The 17,987-nt window shown below is 70.6% G+C and carries 18 protein-coding genes; 12 read left to right on the top strand and 6 right to left on the bottom strand.

Translation table 11 applies throughout. The features are described 5' to 3' along the window. The first annotated feature begins 311 nt into the window (after nucleotides 1-311). Nucleotides 312-3,095, top strand: a complete 2,784-nt coding sequence (locus tag OG702_RS04460; protein ID WP_327287564.1) for an AAA family ATPase — start codon at nucleotides 312-314, stop codon at nucleotides 3,093-3,095. A gap of 22 nt (nucleotides 3,096-3,117) precedes the next feature. Here OG702_RS04460 and OG702_RS04465 read toward each other — a convergent pair whose 3' ends face one another. Then, complete coding sequence (locus OG702_RS04465; RefSeq protein WP_327287565.1) at nucleotides 3,118-3,750, bottom strand: TetR/AcrR family transcriptional regulator; 633 nt, start codon at nucleotides 3,748-3,750, stop codon at nucleotides 3,118-3,120. Nucleotides 3,751-3,889: 139 nt separating this feature from the next. Between OG702_RS04465 and OG702_RS04470 the strand changes: the two genes are divergently transcribed. Beyond that, nucleotides 3,890-4,738, top strand: a complete 849-nt coding sequence (locus OG702_RS04470) for an alpha/beta fold hydrolase (RefSeq protein WP_327287566.1) — start codon at nucleotides 3,890-3,892, stop codon at nucleotides 4,736-4,738. A gap of 297 nt (nucleotides 4,739-5,035) precedes the next feature. On the opposite strand, the gene OG702_RS04475 is transcribed toward OG702_RS04470, so the two are convergent. Then, nucleotides 5,036-6,019, bottom strand: a complete 984-nt coding sequence (locus OG702_RS04475) for a quinone oxidoreductase family protein (RefSeq protein WP_327287567.1) — start codon at nucleotides 6,017-6,019, stop codon at nucleotides 5,036-5,038. 71 nt (nucleotides 6,020-6,090) lie between these two features. On the opposite strand from OG702_RS04475, the gene OG702_RS04480 reads away from it, so the two are divergent. Then, nucleotides 6,091-6,741 carry a TetR family transcriptional regulator gene (locus OG702_RS04480; RefSeq protein ID WP_327287568.1) on the top strand — a complete coding sequence of 217 codons (651 nt, stop codon included), beginning with the start codon at nucleotides 6,091-6,093 and terminating at the stop codon, nucleotides 6,739-6,741. 172 nt (nucleotides 6,742-6,913) lie between these two features. Here the strand turns inward: OG702_RS04480 and OG702_RS04485 are convergent, their stop codons facing one another. After that, complete coding sequence (locus tag OG702_RS04485) at nucleotides 6,914-7,279, bottom strand: VOC family protein (protein WP_327287569.1); 366 nt, start codon at nucleotides 7,277-7,279, stop codon at nucleotides 6,914-6,916. 278 nt (nucleotides 7,280-7,557) lie between these two features. Between OG702_RS04485 and OG702_RS04490 the strand changes: the two genes are divergently transcribed. The 7 genes from OG702_RS04490 (at nucleotide 7,558) to OG702_RS04520 (ending at nucleotide 12,292) form a co-directional block, all read left to right on the top strand. Then, complete coding sequence (locus OG702_RS04490) at nucleotides 7,558-7,920, top strand: MarR family winged helix-turn-helix transcriptional regulator (protein ID WP_327287570.1); 363 nt, start codon at nucleotides 7,558-7,560, stop codon at nucleotides 7,918-7,920. Between the two features lie 26 nt (nucleotides 7,921-7,946). Next, entirely contained in the window at nucleotides 7,947-9,401 is a 1,455-nt protein-coding gene (locus tag OG702_RS04495; RefSeq protein ID WP_327293080.1) for an MFS transporter, read from the top strand. A 111-nt stretch (nucleotides 9,402-9,512) separates the two neighbouring features. After that, nucleotides 9,513-9,806: a DUF1330 domain-containing protein gene (locus tag OG702_RS04500; RefSeq protein WP_327287571.1), complete on the top strand. Its 294-nt coding sequence runs from the start codon at nucleotides 9,513-9,515 to the stop codon at nucleotides 9,804-9,806. A gap of 369 nt (nucleotides 9,807-10,175) precedes the next feature. Further along, nucleotides 10,176-10,415 carry a hypothetical protein gene (locus tag OG702_RS04505; RefSeq protein WP_327287572.1) on the top strand — a complete coding sequence of 80 codons (240 nt, stop codon included), beginning with the start codon at nucleotides 10,176-10,178 and terminating at the stop codon, nucleotides 10,413-10,415. 154 nt (nucleotides 10,416-10,569) lie between these two features. Then, nucleotides 10,570-11,523, top strand: coding sequence for a C45 family peptidase (locus tag OG702_RS04510; protein ID WP_327287573.1), 954 nt, complete (start codon nucleotides 10,570-10,572; stop codon nucleotides 11,521-11,523). Nucleotides 11,524-11,780: 257 nt separating this feature from the next. Beyond that, a complete protein-coding gene (locus OG702_RS04515) occupies nucleotides 11,781-11,951 on the top strand; it encodes a hydrophobic protein (RefSeq protein ID WP_327287574.1) in 171 nt (56 codons plus the stop codon). A gap of 149 nt (nucleotides 11,952-12,100) precedes the next feature. Then, entirely contained in the window at nucleotides 12,101-12,292 is a 192-nt protein-coding gene (locus OG702_RS04520) for a CsbD family protein (RefSeq protein WP_327287575.1), read from the top strand. 324 nt (nucleotides 12,293-12,616) lie between these two features. Here the strand turns inward: OG702_RS04520 and OG702_RS04525 are convergent, their stop codons facing one another. From OG702_RS04525 to OG702_RS04535, 3 genes are all read right to left on the bottom strand, one after another. Next, nucleotides 12,617-13,426: an anti-sigma factor gene (locus OG702_RS04525; RefSeq protein ID WP_327287576.1), complete on the bottom strand. Its 810-nt coding sequence runs from the start codon at nucleotides 13,424-13,426 to the stop codon at nucleotides 12,617-12,619. Next, nucleotides 13,413-13,970, bottom strand: a complete 558-nt coding sequence (locus tag OG702_RS04530; RefSeq protein ID WP_327287577.1) for an RNA polymerase sigma factor — start codon at nucleotides 13,968-13,970, stop codon at nucleotides 13,413-13,415. Before OG702_RS04530 ends, OG702_RS04525 begins: the two co-directional genes overlap by 14 nt. A 167-nt stretch (nucleotides 13,971-14,137) precedes the next feature. After that, nucleotides 14,138-14,848 (bottom strand): SDR family NAD(P)-dependent oxidoreductase, encoded by a 711-nt coding sequence (locus OG702_RS04535; protein ID WP_327287578.1) that lies wholly within the window; start codon nucleotides 14,846-14,848, stop codon nucleotides 14,138-14,140. A gap of 257 nt (nucleotides 14,849-15,105) precedes the next feature. On the opposite strand from OG702_RS04535, the gene OG702_RS04540 reads away from it, so the two are divergent. Together OG702_RS04540 and OG702_RS04545 are read left to right on the top strand one after the other, a co-directional pair. Beyond that, nucleotides 15,106-16,371, top strand: a complete 1,266-nt coding sequence (locus tag OG702_RS04540) for a lycopene cyclase family protein (protein ID WP_327287579.1) — start codon at nucleotides 15,106-15,108, stop codon at nucleotides 16,369-16,371. Nucleotides 16,372-16,411: 40 nt separating this feature from the next. Further along, on the top strand, nucleotides 16,412-17,971 hold the full coding sequence (locus OG702_RS04545; RefSeq protein WP_327287580.1) for an FAD-dependent oxidoreductase: 1,560 nt from the start codon (nucleotides 16,412-16,414) through the stop codon (nucleotides 17,969-17,971). Nucleotides 17,972-17,987: the final 16 nt, after the last annotated feature.

Here is a 17,987-nt window from a genome sequence, read left to right on the forward strand (position 1 = left end):
GCGTGGGGTTGAAACGCTGACGACGCATTCCCAGGCAGGCCCCGACGACCCGTGGACTCCTGCTCACCGGTGGGCCAGGGAGCTCATCGGAGAGACAGCAGCGCAGGTCGCCGTCATCACGACCGACCGCGATCCGGGCAAACGCGGATGCCGCACCGGAGTGCCGCCCGCACCGGACTTTCATTCAGTGAAAGTTTTTTGCCGGTCGGTGATCCAGCGGTAGCATTCGGCATCCGTAATCCATTTCAGAGCAGAGCCGGGCTTCAATGAGGCCTGCGCACAGTAGTGGTGGCCGAGGCGGAGTGTGACCGTTGAAGGACCCTTTCGAGGCCGACTTCTCCCATTCCCTGGTGGGACGCGCGCGGCAGGTCAAAGACATCTGCGCCTTCCTCGCTACCGCCCATCGCGGTGGTGCTCTCCTGCTCTCCGGACAGGCCGGAGTGGGGAAAACAGCTCTCCTCGACGCTGCGGCGGAAGCGGTGTCCTCGGCGGGGACGCAGGTCGTGCGTGCCGCCGGAGTCGAATTCGAAGCCGATGTGAGCTACTCCGGGCTCAACCAGCTTCTCTTCCCCCTCGCCGAATTCTTCGGCGAGCTCGACAGCGCGCACAGGGGAGCCCTGCGGACGGCACTGGGCTTCGACAGCGGACCGCCGCCTGACCGGCTCGTCGTGTCCAGTGCGACCTTGCTGCTCCTGCGCCAGGTGGCCACCGCGAACCGGCTGCTCCTCATCGTCGACGACCTGCCGTGGCTCGACCGCGCCAGCGCGGGCGTTCTCGCTTTTGTCGCCCGCAGGCTCGCGGGCAGCCAGGTCGGCTTTCTGGGAGCCATGCGGTCGGGGAGCCACACTCCCTTCGACCGCCTCGGGCTTCCCGAGTACGAAGTTCCGCCGCTGGACGGGGCCGCCTCGGGGGAATTGCTCGACGCACGTTTTCCCGACCTCGCTGAACGGGTACGGGAGCGGCTGCTGGTGGCGGCGGAGGGCAACCCACTGGCGCTCATCGAGCTGCCGACCGCGCTCAGCGGACCGCAACTCATCGCCTCGGAGGGCCTTCCACCCTTGCTGCCGCTCAGCCAGCGGCTGCAGGCCTTGTTCGTCTCCCGGGTCTCCGCACTCGGCGATGCCGCGCGGAATCTGCTGCTGCTGGCCGCACTCGACGGAACCGGTGATCTCGGTGTCCTCCAGGCATCGGCGCGGGAGGCCGGACACGAGGGCGGTATCGAGGCCCTCACCCCTGCCGAGGAGGACAGGCTGGTGCACTTCGACGCGGGCACCAGGCGGCTGGTCTTCCGGCACCCCCTGATCCGCTCGGCGGTTGTGGAGGCCTGCACCACTGCCCAGCGCCGCACGGCTCATCGGGCTCTGGCCCAGGTGCTGCTTGACCAGCCCGAGCGCCGGGCCTGGCATCTGGGAGAGGCATCCGTCGAGCCGGACGAGGACGTGGCGATCCTGCTCGAACGGGCGGCCCGCCTCATCTCAGGCCGCGGCAACGCCAGCGGCGCCGTGGCGGCCCTCGTGCGCAGCGCCGACCTGAGCCCCCGCGGGGAGGACCGGGCGCGCAGGCTCACCGAGGCCGCTTACATCGGCGCCGACGCCACCGGGGACCTGCTCGGCGTCTCGGACCTGCTGGCCCACGCGCGCCGGGCGGACCCGGACCTGACGGACTCCCTGCACTCCGCTGCCGCTGCCGTCTATCTGACCATCAACGGCGGCGGGGACGTCGACACCGCCCACCACATGCTCGTGACCGCGATCGAGTCCGACACCCACCGTTATGACGCCAAGGACGCCGCTCTCATCGAGGCGATCCACCTGCTCCTGCTCCTGTGCTTCTACAGCGGCCGTGCGGAACTGTGGCCTCCCTTCTACGCCGCGCTCGCCCGGTTGCGTCCGGAGCCGCCCCCTCTGCTGTCGGTGGCCGGCAAGACCTTCTCCGACCCGGCACGGTCAGGTGTGGCCGCCCTGGCGCAGCTGGGGCCCATCCTGGACGGCCTCCCCCATGAGACCGACCCCGGACGGATCGTGCGGATCGGGACCGCGTCGCTCTACGCGGACCGACTGGCGGACCTGCGCGAGTCCTCTTGGAGGGTCGTCCTCCAGGGGCGGGACGGGGGCCCGCCGCGAAGATCCCTCGGCGCCTTGATGCACCTGTGCCTGGGCGACTACCTGAGCGGCAGTTGGGACGAGTGCGATGAACTGGCCGCTGAGGGGCTGCAGCTGTGCGAGGACTCGGGATACCGCTTCTTCACCTGGTATTTCTGGTACTGCCGAGCCGTCGTGGCCGCCGTACGTGGTGACGACGGCTCCGCCGAGCGTCTTGCCGACCGGATCACCCGGTTCGCGACACCACGCGGCGTCGGGACGGCACTGCACTACGCCCGGCACGTACGCACCGTCGCGGCCATCGGGCGTAGGGACTTCGAGAGCGCCTACCAGCAGGCTGCGGCCATCAGTCCTCCGGGCACCTTCGCCTCCCATGCACCGCACGCGCTGTGGGTGGCGATGGACCTCGTCGAAGCGGCGGTCCGCACCGGCCGCCGTGCGGAGGCGGCCGCTCACGTACGCGCCATGCAGGACATCGACATGGCGGCGCTCTCACCCCGGCTGGCTCTGCTCGCCGGCGGCTCGGCGGCACTGTCCGCCGAGCGGGACGAGGACGCGATACGTCTTTTCGACAAGGCGCTGGCGGTGCCGGGTGTCGAGCGATGGCCGTTCGATCTTGCCCGGGTGCGGCTCGCCTACGGCGAACGACTGCGGCGGGCACGCGCGAACTCGGACTGCCGGGGACCGCTGAGCCAGGCCAACGAGGCCTTCACCCTGCTCAAAGCCCGGCCTTGGACGGAGCGTACGTCCAAGGAGTTGCGCGCCTCCGGATGGACCGCACCGAGAGCCGATGCGGCGGTGCGTCAGATACTCACGCCCCAGGAACGGCAGATCGCCGAGCTGGCCGCGTCCGGCCTCAGTAACAAGCAGATCGCCGAGCGGCTCTATCTCTCCCACCGGACCATCGGTGCGCATCTCTACCAGATTTTTCCGAAGCTCGGTATTTCGTCGCGAGCAGCACTTCGCGACGCACTTGCCGAGGCGGACGGGTGATACGTGGCGGGCGCTTACGCCCTCACTCGCGGTCGATGGCCTGCATGACAGCTTCGAGGGTCGCATCCAGGGCGGCACGGGACTCGTCGCCCGAGGGGAGTGCACGGGCTATGGTGACGGCGCCGACGATGGAGGCGATCATGGCCCAGGCGTGCTTGGTCTGCTCTTCCGGCGCGCCGCGCATGGCGGGGGCCAGGGTGGCGACCAGATCGACCATGTGGCGGCGGTAGGTCTCGCGGACGGAGTCGCCCGCTCGTGCGACGTCGGCGCTCAACGACGGCATCACGCAGCCGCCGGCGGGATCGGTGCGGTGCTCGTCACTCAGGTAGACGTGGAGTATGTCGCCGAGCCGGCGGCCTCGTTCGGCGGGGTCGGAGTCGGGGTGGGAGTCGGGGGCAGACGAGGGACCTGATTCGGGATCCGATTCGGGATCGGCGATGCCGGCGAACTGCAGGCCCAGTTCGGCGGCGACGACTTCTTCGAGCAGCCCTTCCTTGCCGGTGAAGTTGGAGTAGAGCGCCCCTGAGGTGACGTTGGCCGCAGCGGCCAGTGCGTCGACCCCGACCGCGTGGAAGCCCTTCTCCTTCAGCTTGCCGGAGGCTGCCCGCAGGATCTCCGCCTTCGCGTGCACCTTGTGGTCCTGGGCGTACCTCATCCTGATCCCCTTCCGCTGCTGCCGTGCGCGCTTCGAACTCCACCCCAGTTATAGAATAGCGATCGTTCCATAACGACCGTTATCCAATGAGCGCCAGGCGACCACGCCGGCGCCGAGCGAAGAGGGAGAGGACCCCAGCATGTCCGCAGCAACCGCAGCAACCGCGCCCACCCAGACCGTGAACGTCGCGGAGACTCCGTTCGCCTACCGCGAGGTGGGCCCGGCCGCGGGCGTACCCCTGGTACTCCTGCACCACGTCACCGCGGCGCTGGACGAATGGGACCCCGCCGTGGTCGACGGCCTGGCGGCCGAGCGACGTGTGATCCTGGTCGACCTGCGCGGCGTCGGCCGCTCCGGCGGGACCACCCCCGACACCTTCGAGGCGATGGCCGCCGACACCGTCGCCTTCCTGGACGCACTCGGCCTGGACACGGTCGACCTGCTCGGCTATTCCCTGGGCGGCATCGTCGCCCAGGTCGTGGCCCAGCAGCACCCCGACCGCGTCCGGCGGTTGATCCTGGCCGGCACCGCGCCCGCCGGCGCGCCGGGTCCCGCAGCCACCGGCGCCACCCTCCAGGGGGCGATTCAGAAGGCGACCGAGCAGGGCAAGCACCCCAAGCACTTCCTGTTCTTCGAACCCTCGCGGTCCAGCCAGGACGCCGCGGACGCCTTCCTCGGCCGCCTGGACGAGCGCACCACCGACGACCGCGACGCCGCGGTCTCCAACGAGACCATCGGCGCCCAACTGGCCGCGCTCACCGCCTGGGAGCAGAACACCTCACCGGACGGCCTGGCAGCCGTGAGGCAGCCCGTCCTCGTCGTCAACGGCGACAACGACACCATGTGGCCCACCGAGACCGGCACGCTCCGCCTCGCCCAGTTGCTGCCCGATGCCAAACTGGCCATCTACCCCGACGCCGGACACGGCGGCATCTTCCAGTACCACGAGGTTTTCGTGCAGCAGGCACTGGACTTCCTCCGCAACTGAGTCGCACCAGGCATTCCTCGACCCCCCACAACCGCGGCCGCCCGGACCCGCCGGCCGCGGCCTGGGTCGTTACGCGGGTTCGGGGAGGCGACAGGCGGCACGGGCGGGATGAGCACCACCGTACTGATCAGCGCGTTCCTGCGGGACGATCGACAGGGCAGCGATGAACGCACCGCGATGACCAGGCCCTGCGACGCGCCGATCAGTTCGCGCAACCTTTGACTGCACGGCGGCGCGCGCCACCGGGACAGGCGAACCTCCGTACAGGACGTAGCAGCCTCGCGGGCCGAGGTGTGGTCAGGTCGTCAGGAGGAGACGGCCGCCCACGCCGCCTTCTTCCAGGAGGCGGTGGGCCTCGGCCACCTCGGACAACGGCAGGGTCCGGGCGTCGATGGCGACCAGGCCCTGGCGGACGGCCTCCAGTGCACCCCGGGCGGCGGGGCGTACCATGTCCGGGCGATTGGGGAGGTAGAAGCCGATCGAGAAGCCGAGCAGGGCGTGGTTGGCGCCCCACAGGGCATTGGTCGGCACGGTGTGCTCCCAGTCTCCGCTCGCGTTGCCCACCAAGAGCATCCGGCCCAGCGGCGCCATCACCCGCAGGCTGTCCGTGCGCACCTGTCCGCCGACGGGGTCGATCACCACGTCGAAGCGCTGTTCGCCGAGCGTGTCGGCGAAATCGTCACTCGATACGACCTCGTCGTACGGAAGCGTGGACGCCTGCGCCTTGGCCAGCGAGGCGCGCCGCGCGGTACCGACCACTCGGGCAGCCCCGAGACCGCGCGCCACGCCGGGAAAGGTGGAGGCCAGACCGCCCAGGGCGCCGTGCACCAGAACCCGCTCGCCCTGCTTGAGGTGGGCCACCTCGGTCAGCGCCAGGTAGGCAGTGGCCGCGTTGGGCACAGCCGCCACCGCCGCCGCCGGATCCACGCCGGATCCCTCCAGGCTCACGGTCAGCGCCGCGTCCACGACGGAGATCGACGCGTAGCCGCCCTCGGCGCCGGTGCCGGACAGCGTCACCACAGCTTCCCCGACGCGGAAGTCCGTGACCCCCTCGCCCAGCGCCCGGACGGTGCCTGCCACTTCGAGCCCCGGTACGTAGGGGGGCTGCGGCATGCCCTCCCGCTCCTGGTAGAGGCCCTGCCGGATGTAGACGTCGACCAGGCCGACGGCCGCGTGGCTGACGTCGATCGCGATCTCGCCGGGACCCGGGACCGGGTCCGGGAGCTCGGTGAGCTCGAACACGCCGGGTTCCCCGAAGCGTGACACGACTGCTGCTTGCATCTCGAACTCCTCTACACAACGTCATTGCGTTACGGAAAGCTAACACAATCAGATTGCGTTATGGTGGAGCCGTGCAACCGAGAGCCCGTTCAGCCGCGGCGAAACTCCAGCGCGTAGAAGACCTGCTCGACGCCGCTCGCGTACTGGCGGCCGAGCGCGGGGGTGTACGCCACGTCACCTTGGCCGGGATCACGAAATCGATCGGCCTGCATCCCTCGGCCGTCCTGCGCTACTTCGCGAGCAAGGAAGAGCTGCTGCTCGAACTCGCGGAGCGCGGCTGGCGCGAGTGGAGCGAGAGCCTCGACGTCCACCTGGAAGGAGTCCGGGGTCTTCCGCCCCCCGGGACCGCGGCAGCGGTGGCGACCACCCTGACGTCAATGCCGCTGTTCTGCGACCTGCTCACCCACGTGCCGCTCAGCCTCGAAGGCGACGTCGGCATCGAACGCGCCCGTCGCTACAAGGCCAACTCCTTCGCGGCCTACGACCAGGCCGTCGCATGCCTGACGCGATCGGGCACCTTGTCCACGGCGCAGGTCCAGGACCTCGTCACCGTCGCACTGGGGGTGACGGCCAACCTCTGGCAGATCTCCCACCCCACCCCCACGCTGGCCCACCTCTACACGCAGGAACCACGCTGGGGCCACGCCGCCCTCGACTTCGCACCCCGCCTCATGCGCCTCCTCCAGGCCACCGCCATCGGCCTCGCCGCCCAGGGCGAGTGATCACCGGCAGTCCCCGGCGCGATGCCTGTCCCCGGCCGGCCGGTCCTTGGGACGTCGAGGTCCGTTGCCGCGGTCGGGCCATCTCCCTCGCGGCAGCCATCCTGGGCATCCGGAGCCCCGAGTCATCCCTCTGCGCCGGATGCCCCTTGAGGGGCCGCAGCCTGAGCTGTTGTCAGCCTTTGACCAGGCAGAAGGGATGCCCAGCTGGGTCGGTGAGGACCCGCCATCTCACATCCGGCTGGTGATCCGGTTTCCCCGCGCCCAGTTCCAGCAGACGGGCCTCGGCGTCGTCCAGGTCGTCAACCTTGAAGTCGAAGTGGAACTGCTGAGGCAGGCTCTGATCGGGCCAGCGGGGCGCACGATAGTCGTCGACCCGCTGGAATCCGATGAAGAGGCCGTCCTCACAAGTGAGACCGGCGAAGTCGGCATCGGACTTCGGATGAGGTTCGAGGCCGGTGGCCTGCTGATAGAACGCCGCCAGAGCCAGCGGATCAGGGCAATCGAGGGTTATCGCGGTCAACGTCATCTGCAGGGGCATGGCACCTCGCGGACCGATCGACGGATCTTCGTGACGCCAACCCTAAGGCTTCTCCCGTAGCTGATCATCGAGCAGACGCGGGCTGATCCGGGGTCTTCGAACGTGGTCGGGTCGAGGTCGGCGCCGCCGAACCCCGACCGGTGATACATAAAGACTTCATATAAATCTGCTATGCTTCAGGCATGAGTCGCCGAGACGCCGCGCACGGCGCATCCGATGCCATCCCGTCAGCCCTCTACGGTCTGGCCACCAGGGCCGTGAGACGCCTCCCTCGCGACATGAGCCTGACCTCAGCCGCCACCTTGGCCACCCTGGAAAAGACCGGTCCGCGACGGATCACCGATCTGGCGGTCACCGAGGGCGTCACCCAGCCCGCGATGACCGTCCTGGTCCGGGTGATGGAGGAATCCGGGCTGGTCGAGCGGAAGGGCGACCCGTCCGACAGGCGGGTCACGCTGGCGTGCCTGACCGAGGCCGGCGCGTCGTATGTCCGGACGCGACGCCAGGCGGGCGTCGACGCGTACGCGCGGTTGGTCGACAAACTCACCGATGACGAGGTCGAGGCCCTGGCAGCAGCGCTTCCGGCCCTACTGCATCTGGCAGAGCTCGAAAGTCACGCAGGAGAGGAGTCGGACCGGTGACCGCGCCCCAGGCTCACGACCAGCCCATGAGCACTCCCCCGATACCTTCCGAGGCACGTCTGCTGGTCCCCGCCCTGATGTTCATCGCCCTGGTCGTGGCAGCGGTCGCCAGCCTCGGGACGCCGCTCATCACCAGCGTGGCGACCACGTTCCACGTCTCCCTCGACAGCGCGCAGTGGACGCTGACCATCGCCCTGCTCAGCGGCGCCGTAGCCACCCCCGTCCTCGGCCGGCTCGGAGCCGGTCCGCACCGGCGGGCCACGACTCTCGCCACGCTGGCGATCGTCGTCGTCGGCAGCGCGCTCACCGTGCTGCCGCTGCCGTTCGCCTGGCTGCTCGTGGGCAGGGCGGCCCAAGGCGTCGGACTCGGCCTCACAGCGCTGATGATGGGCGTGGCCCGCGACCATCTTCCCGAGGAGCGCAGCGCGGGCGTGATCGCGCTGATCTCGGTGGTCTCCATCATCGGGGCCGGCGTCGGCTACCCGCTGGCCGCGCTGCTCGCCGAGTTCGGCGGACTGCGGGCCGCGTACGGCCTCGGCCTGCTCGTCACCGCCGTCGCCTTCGTGACCGCGTGGCGCTCGATGCCCGCGGCTCCCGAAGGCCGCTCCGCTCACGTGAACGTGACCGGTGCGCTCGTCCTGGCGGGTGGACTGCTCATCGTCCTGTTCCTGGCCGGCGAGCGGAGCCTGTGGAGCCGGCACCTCGCCGTGGCGGTGTCCCTTGCCGTCGCCGCCGTACTCCTGCTCTGCGTCTGGACCGTTTCCGAACTGCGAAGCAGGACGCCCCTGATCGACGTCCGGGCGGTACGGCACCCGGCGGTCGCCGGGGCGAACATCGCGATGTTCGTCGGCGGGAGCGGCATGTACCTCCTGCTCACGCTCATCACCCGCTACGCGCAGACGCCGCACAGCGCCGGCTACGGCTTCGGACTGAGCACCTTCGTGGCGGGGCTGGTCCTCATCCCGTTCTCCGTGCTGGGGTTCGTCGCCGGCAAGCTCACCCCACGGGTCCGCGAACGGATCGACGGCCCCCTGCTCCTGGCCGGCAGTGCCGCCATCGTCGGCGGCGGGTTCGTCCTGTTCGCCGCCGCCCGGTCCAACCTGGCCGAACTGCTCGCGGCGATGAGCGTGCTGGGCTTCGGCGTCGGCAGCTTCTCGGCCGCCATGCCCGGCGTCATCCTGGCCGTCACCCCCAAGAGCGAGACGTCGAGCGCCATGAGCTTCAACTACGTGGTCCGCAGCGTCGGGTACTCCCTGGGCAGCGCCATCGGCGGTCTGGTCCTGGCCGCCGGCACCACCACGGGCCACCTCTTCCCGGACGACGCCGCCTACACGACCGCGGCGCTGGTCGGCGTCGCCGCGATGGCGGTCACAGCGATGGCCAGCCTCGCCCTCGCCCGCCGACGCTCACCCGAGACCGATCCGAGCACGGCCCCAGCGGGTGTGCCGGGCCTGGGCCGGTCGAGTCGAACCGGAACCTGAGGATCGACGCCGTCCGACTTCGACGCCGTCCCCGTCGGCTCGCTGGCCCACAGCGCGCCGGCATGGATTCGAGCATGCTTCCGAGCATCAATTCCGAACACAGGAGGAACCGTGGCCAAGGGCTACTGGGTCAGCGCCTACCGCACCATTGCGGACCCCGAGAAGCTGGCTGCCTACAACAAGCTTGCCGGTCCAGCCGTCAAGGCCGCGGGCGGCCGGGTGCTCGCCCGCGACGGCCGGGTCGTCGCACACGACGCCGGAATCGCCGGGCGCACCATCCTGATCGAGTTCGACAGCTTCGAACAGGCGGTCGCCGCACGGGCGAGCGCGGCCTACCAGGAGGCGCTGGCCGCACTTGCCGACGGCGTCGAGCGCGACTTCCGGATCATCGAAGGCCTCGACTGACACTCGACGCCGGCGGGCGTGCGTTCGCCGAGGTTCCAGCGGCCGATGCCGGTCATCAGGGCGGGCGTTATCGATCCGTGCCATCACGCCGACCGGCATCGACCGCGTAGTCCTGTCCTCCGCTTTCGATGTTCGCTTTCGCTCTCCGGTAGACGCGTTGTCCCGGCGGCTCCGAGGTCCTGTTCTGGTCATCGCGTCGGAGAGTCAGATCCGCCTCTATCGCACCTCCGGCGCCGTGCTCAGCCCGTGCTCGAACGACCCGAGTGTGCTGAACGTAACGGTGTGACAGCAGTCCTCAATTGCACCGCAGTCAGCCCTGGGCCTGTCTCCATTCCTCTGCTCATCCTGAAGTTCTCCGACAAATCGTCGATGGCAGCCTGGCTTGACCGTACGCAGGAACCATCGGCATCCAGCCGGAACTGCCTCGGCGGTAACTACCAGGGCCTCTGGTCCGGCGGCGGAGTGGCGTGCCGGCTCGAAGACCCCGGGGACCTGCGCATTTTCTGGACCGACTCGGCCGACCTGATCGGTGCGATCGCGGACGGCCCGCAAGACGACTCGCTCATCGCGTGGTGGCAGGCCAACTGCCAGTTCGTCACCAGGAGATGATCACGACGACGTGGAGTTGCCGAAGGGGCCTGGCCTCGCCCATCCGCGACCGGCCGGAGGACCGACCCGCAGATCGGAGGACGTTGGCGGCCACCTGGTGAATACCGGCCCAATTGGCTAGGTTGCCCTGACCTGGTCCGATTCTCACAGGGGAGTGCCGGCCGTGCGGCAACAGCACAAGACCTTCCGGTCGATCGAGGTCGGCGACGGTGGTGACGGGCGGTGGGCCGCCTACGCCCGGGCCTTGTGGCAGGAGATGGAGGGCTTGCTGACCGAGGAGGGCCGGACTCCGCAGGGCGCGGACCGAGTTCAGGCGCTGTTCCGTGCACACATGCCAGAGCTGGTCCCGGTTCTGGACCGCCTGGCCGGCCAACTCGACCAGCCCAAGGCGGAAGCCTTCCTCACCCACGCGGCACTGCGGCCGTTCTCCCCGGGCTGCACCCAGATCGGCCAGAACGGCACTCTGCTGCGCAACTACGACTTGCCGCCCGACCAGTGCGAGGGGGCCATCGTCTCCACGTGCTTCCTGCGCCCCGTGATCGGGATGCAGGACATGCTGTGGGGCTTGCTGGACGGGATGAACGACGCGGGTCTGGCGGTCTCGCTCACCTGGGGCGGACGTTCCGCCTACGGAGACGGCTTCTCCATTCTCATCGTGGTGCGCTACCTGCTGGAGACGTGCGACACCGTCGATGAGGCGGTCGACAGGCTGCGGTCCCTGCCGGTCGCCGTCCCCCAAAACCTCACCCTTGTCGATCCGGTGAAGGCGGTGACGGTGTTCGTGGGACCGGATATGTCACCGATGCTGGCACCGGACGCCTGCGCCGCCAACCACCAGCACCTGCCGGTGACCGACGAGCAGGAGCGGGCCTTGCAGACGCAGGAGCGGCTGAGCGCCATTCGCGCCGCGGGTACGGACGTGGCGGCGATGCTGAAACCGCCGCTGTACCGATCCGTCGACGAGCAGGGGTCCAGAACCCTCTACACAGCCCACTACCGGCCCGTCGAGGGTCGGGTGACGTACTACTGGCCCGGTGAGTCCTGGCACCAGTGCTTCGAAGACTTCACACCCGGATCCCGCACCGTGACCTTGGGCCCGGCCAGTTGAGAGGCCTCCCGGACCCCCGCCCAAGCGGCAGACACTCAGCTCAAGGTCCCCGTAGTTGAGACGATCGTTGATCCGCGGCCGGCCGACCGCCGGTCGGGAAGGCCGGCTCCGGCATCGGTCTCCGCCCGTAGCGGTCGCCGGGAACCCGCGTCGCGTGCGCCTGAGTCGGGCGGCAGCACCGGGTCGACGACCGATCAGGAATTCTCTGGATTGGCCGGTGGATCCGGGGGCAAGCGCGCTCTGGGAGGTTGATCATCATGGCACCGTTGCTCATTGTTCTTCTGCTGGCGCTGCTCCTTATCGGCGCGGGATTCGCAGTGAAGTTGCTTTTGTGGATCGGCATTGTGGTGCTGGTCCTGTGGGCGCTCGGGTTCCTCGTGCGCTCCACCGGTCCCAGCGGAAACCGCGGCCGCTGGTACCGCTGGTAGGCAGCCGGCCGCAGCCCCGGTGCGGTGGACAGATCCGGACCCGTGGCAGCCAACGACATTCGGGATGACCTCGAACGCAAAACGGCCCGACCTTCCGATGAGGTCAGTTCGTGCGGGACCGTCACAATACTGCGAAGGGAAATCACATCATGAGCGACAACGGTAAGCTGAACGCCAAGGTCGATCAGATCAAGGGCAAGGTGAAGGAGACCATCGGCCACGCGGTCGGCAACGAGCGCCTGGAGGCCGAGGGCCGGGCAGAACAGGCGGGGGCCGACGTCCGCCAGGCGGGCGAGAAGGCCAAGGACGCCGCCAAGGACGTCTTCCACCCGCACGACTGAACTTGCGGGTCACACGTGCCCGTCCGGAGGAACACCTCTGGGCGGGCACGTCGTGTGTGTCCCCCGATGGTGAACCATCAACGCCGGCGCCACATGTGCCCGCAGCCGGCCGGCAGGGCCGCTGCCTCGTCGCCTGACCAGCGCGAATCATGTGTCGGTCTCCGCGGTGTGGGACATGTTCACGCTTGCGCCTGCGGCTGGACGGCCAGAGCGTCGGCTTCAGAGTGGGCGACCGGGTGTTCCTGGCGCACCGCGGCACCGGCTCCCGGCGGACGCGTTGCGGCGGGTGTGGGGGGGGAATTCTGAAGGGAGCGGCCCGCACGGTCAGCCGGAGTAGGGTCCGCGCACAATGCTCCTGCCGGAGTGGGCCGGGCTTCCGTTGTAGGCCTGGGCCGAGACGTCGACGACCGTGTAGTCGGAGAGGTCCACGTTGTCCGGTACCGGCAGGACGGCGTGCCCGTCCGGGCCGAGCACGCCCATGGATATGAGCTTCTTGTGGTTGCGGTCCATCAGCCACACCTCGAAGTAACCAGAGGTCTTGGGCAGTCCGTGGACAGTGATGTCCAACTTGCGATGGCCCGCCGTGTCCCCCAGACGCACCGACCCGACAGCCGCAGGTATCAGCGGTTTCAGGGGCTCGGCCGGCCCTGCGACGGCCGGCCTGTCGTGGTCCGAGAGCCACCAGGTGGCGCCACTGCCGGCTGCGGCACCGAGGAGCGCGGCACACGCGGCCAGGGCAACAGCCGCCCGGGTGAGTGGCCGACGGATTCGCCGCGCGGTCTCACTGTGCTGGTCAGACTGCGAGTGCCGGTCGTACTGCTCGTGCCGCGAGTGCCAGTCGTACTGCTCGTGCCGCGAGTGCCGTTCCTGCTCCCCCGCCATGGACGGCGCAACCGGTTCCGGGCCGTCGAAGGTCAGACCGAGCTCGGCGGAGATGCCCGCCCACACCTCGTCGGGGGGTGTCGCGAGGGGCGCGTCGCCAGGTGTGGCCGAGCGCGCGGCGCCGACCGCTCTGCGCAGCGCGTCGAGCTCCGCCGTGCAGCGGGGGCAGCCGCCCAGGTGAGCCGATTCGGTGTCCGACGGCGCTTCTCCGAGGGCCAGCATGGCCAGTGTCTCCTGATCAGTGTGCTGCACCGTCCACCTCCAGCCTGCGCCTGAGCTTGATGAGCCCGCGCCGTGTGTGACTCTTGACCGTGCCCAGGGGCAGTCCCGTCCGCTCGGCGATCTGGACCTGGGTGAGGTCCTCGAAGAACGCCATGCGCAGGATCTGCTGCTGGGGGCTCGGGAGTCCGGACAGTTCGTCCAGCACCAGGACACGGTCCACCACCGCGTCGGGTGTGGAGTCGTAGGCGGCTACGGTCTCCACCAGTTGCGAGGTCACCGCCTCCACCTCGCGGCGCTGTCGCGAGCGCTGGGTGAGGGCATCGGCGATCTTGTTGCGGGTGATGCCCATGAGCCAGCCGGGGAAGGAGCCGCGCTCGGGGTGGTATCCCTGCCGTCCCCGCCAGGCACCGACGAAGACCTGCTGCGTCACGTCCTTCGCCTCGTCGGCGTCGTCCAGCGATCGAACGGCCACGGTGTAGACGAGCGAACCCCACCGACGGTAGGCCTCGTTGAGGGAGGACTCGTCGCCCTGGGCGAAGCCCTTGGCGATCTCGTCGTCGGATATCGGCGGCACGTCTGACAGGTTAGCCCGTTGCCCGAGCCACCAGCCCCGCGGCATGCCCGTCCCGGTCCCGAATACCAGGTGATCCGTAGGTGAGGGCGCCGCGGTCGATCCGGGCCCGGTCGCCCAGGCGGGCGACGCCAGCAGCCCCGGGCCGGGAGACAGCAGGCCGTGCCACGTCAGCGGGCGTGGCCCTCCGCCACGAGCGTGCCGTCCGCGCCGGGCCTGACCGACTCGGCGCCGTTCGCAAGGGCGGCGACGATGCGCGCCACCGCCTGGTCGAAGTCGGCGCCCGGCGGCAGCGACGGCGGGGTGCCGTGTACGGCTCTGTCCGCGAAGCCGGTGTCCAGGTGCGGCAGGCAGATGTCCAGCACCCTCACCCGGCGGCCTCGCTGCTCGCGGCGCACCGCCCGCAGCCACGCGGCCAGCGCGGCCTTGGACGCGCTGTAGTCGGCCATCAGCGGCTGCGGATGCTCGGCCACCACCCCGGTGATCGCGGCGAACGTGCCCCCGGCTTCGAGCAGCGGCAGGGCGCCGCGTGCCAGGGCCGCCGGGGCCAGCGCGTTCACGGTCACCAGGTGCTCCGCGACCGCGTCCGTCGTCCGGCACGCCTCGCCGAAGGCCACCGTGCCGATCGCGCAGACCACCAGGTCGAGTCCCCCCAGGCGGTCTGCCGCCCACCCCGGCAGCCGTGCCACCGCGGCGAGGTCGTAGGCGTCGAACGTCGCTGCGGGCGCGTCGCCGCACCTCGACGCGACGGCGTCGAGTGCCGTCCGGTCGCGCCCGGCGAGGGCGACGGCTGCCCCGCGTCCGAGCAGCGCCTGGGCGAGGGCACCGCCGATGACCCCGGTGGCGCCGACCACCAGGGCTCGGCATCCGTCGAGCTCCATCTTCCGCCTCTGCCTCTCGGACTCCTGCCGTACCGGGCACGCTTGGACACCGCGCCGTGCGGCAGATCAGGGGCCGGCAGCGCGTCGCACGGCCGAGGAGACCACATCCTCCGCGCGGGCACGCTCAATTCCCGCTTCCGCGCGCGTCGCGTGCATCCGGGCAGCGGTCGACGGCGGAAGTATCGTCAGTGCCGGCCTGCGGCGTCCTCCTGATCGCGGAGCCGACGCCGAGAGCCCGACGGGCGGAAGGGTGGACCGTGCCTGAATCGGACGTCGTCATCGTGGGTGCCGGCGCGGCCGGGCTGAGCCTGGCGTACCAGCTGTGCGCGCCGACCGGCGGAGCCGCCGTACCGGTCGTCCTCGTCGACGCTCCCCCGGGACCGTTGCGCCCGCCGCCGCGCACCTGGTGCTTCTGGGAGGCACCTGGTGGCGAGTACGACAGCGCGCTGTCGGCGTCCTGGGACCGGCTGCGGGTCCGGGGCGCGAACGGGTCGGAAACGGTGCTGCGGCCCGCTCCGCTGAGCTACAAGATGCTCCGCTCGGACGCCTTCGAGACGCTGGTCGAGCGGCGGTTGGCGGCCTGCCCCGGTTTCCGGCGGGTGACGGCGACGGTGACCGGGATCGGCGACGCGCCGGGCGGCGGCGGCCGGGTGGTGGCGCGCGACGAGAGCGGCAAGCGGATCGTGCTGCACGCGAGGTACGTCTTCGACTCCCGGCCGCCGCACCGGCTGCCGGCGGCGCGCACCACGCTGCTCCAGCACTTCACGGGCTGGTTCGTGGAGACCGAGCGGCCCGTCTTCGACCCGGCGACGGCGGATCTGATGGACTTCCGCACGCGGCAGCCGGCCCGCGGGCTGTCGTTCGGTTACGTGCTGCCCCTGGGACCGCGTACGGCCCTGGTGGAATACACCGAATTCTCCCGCACTGTGCTGGACGCCCGGGGCTACGAGCGCGCGCTGCGGAACTACACCGGCGCGGTGCTGGGTATCGGCGCGTACCGGGTGACGTCGGTGGAGCGGGGTGTCATCCCGATGACCGACGGCCGGTTCCCCGGCCGGGCCTGCTCCTCCGTGTTCCGCGTCGGAACGGCGGGCGGCGCCACCCGCCCTTCCACGGGCTACACGTTCGCCGCCGTGCAGCGGCAGAGCCGGTCCATCGCCGCCCGCCTCCGGGCCGGGGGGAGGTTCCGGATGCCGCCCCCGTACGGCCGGTGGCCGCGCGCCATGGACGCCGTCATGCTGCGGGCACTGGACAGTGGCCGGGTGGACGGTGACCAGTTCTTCAGCGGTCTCTTCGGCGCCGTCCCCGCGACCCGCCTGCTGCGCTTCCTCGACGGCACGTCCCACTGGTACGAGGACGTCCTCGTCGGCCTGCGCACCCCGGTGGCCCCCATGCTCCGCACCGTTGCCGAACTCCCCTTCCGGCCACGGCGCGAGGCGCCCCCCGTTCGCGGGGCCGCGACGGCCGCCGTCGCCGCCCCGGAGGCCGGCCCAACTCCCGACCCGGAAAAGAGCGACCTATGACGCTGCCCCGCTCCACCACGTCCGATCACGGCTGCCCGGCGTGAGGTACGGTCCGTCCGCCGCGGGCGGCCACCGGCGGGGTCGCGACCGGCGTGCCGCGACGATCGCGGCGCCCGCCGGGCGAGACCGGTTCGAAGGCCAGGCGCCTGGGGTCGCCGTGATCGGCGGGGGCATCGCCGGACTGGCCGCGGCGACGCTGCTGGCCGAACGCGGCGCGCACGTGACGCTCCACGAACGCCGGTCGAGCCTCGGAGGCCGGCTCTCGGGCTGGCCGACCGAACTCGCCGACGGCGCGACGGTCACCATGAGCCGGGGTTTCCACGCCTTCTTCCGGCAGTACTACAACCTGCGCGGTCTGCTGCGCCGCGTCGACCCCGGACTCGAAACGCTGACCCGGCTGCCCGACTACCCGCTGCGGCACAGCGCCGGCCTGCACGACAGCTTCGCCCGGGTGCCGCGGACACCGCCGTGGAGCGCGTTGGGGTTCGTCGCGCTCAGTCCCACGTTCGGCTGGCGCGATCTGGTCCGGATGAACCCGCGCGCCGCGCTTCCCCTGCTCGACGTACGGGTGCCGGACGTCTACGACCGGCTGGACGGGGTATCCGCGCACGACCTCCTCGCCCGCATCCGGTTCCCCGAGGCCGCCCATCACCTCGCCTTCGAGGTCTTCTCGCGGAGCTTCTTCGCCGACCCGCGCGAACTGTCGGCGGCGGAACTGGTGCTGATGTTCCACATCTACTTCCTCGGCTCGAGCGAGGGACTGCTCTTCGACGTGCCGGCCGAGCCGTTCCCGCAGGCGCTCTGGGATCCGCTGGGCCGCTATCTGGAGGGCCACGGGGTGCGGGTGCGCACCGGCTCGACGGTCGAGTGCGTGACACCCGCGCCCGGCGGCGGGCTCGACGTCACCGCCGACGGGCACACCGTTCGCCACGACGCGCTCGTCCTGGCGCTGGACACCGGCGGGCTGCGGACCGTGGTGGCCGCCTCGCCCGCGCTGGGCGACGCGGCCTGGCGCGCCCGGGTGGACGGGCTGCGGACCGCGCCGCCCTTCCTGGTGTCACGCCTGTGGCTGGACCGGCCGGTCGCCACGGACCGCCCGGGCTTCCTCGGCACCAGCGGCTACGGCCCCCTGGACAACGTCAGCGTGCTCAACCACTGGGAGGGCGAGGCCGCCCGCTGGGCACGGAGCAACCAGGGCGCGGTGGTGGAACTGCACGCCTACGCGGTCGCCCCCGACGCGGACCGCGACACGGTGCAGGCGGCCGCGGTCGAGCAGCTGCACCGGGTCTACCCGGAGACGCGCGACGCCCGGATCGTGGACGCCCGGCACGAATGGCGGGCGGACTGCCCGCTGTTCCCGGTCGGCGGCTACCGCGACCGGCCCACGGTGCGCACGCCCGAACCCACGGTCATGGTGGCGGGCGACCTGGTCCGCACCGACCTGCCGGTGGCGCTGATGGAACGGGCCGCGACGAGTGGATACCTGGCTGCCAACGCCCTGTTGCAGCGGTGGGGCGTGCGCGGCCAGACCCTGTGGACGGTGCCGGCCGCCGGGCGCTCCGCGGTGCTGCGGAGACTGGCCGCGCTGGGCGCGGACTGACGCAGAACCGCCGGCC

Origin of the sequence: Streptomyces sp. NBC_01198 (assembly GCF_036010485.1) — a bacterium.
In the GTDB taxonomy this organism is placed as follows: Bacteria; Actinomycetota; Actinomycetes; order Streptomycetales; family Streptomycetaceae; genus Actinacidiphila.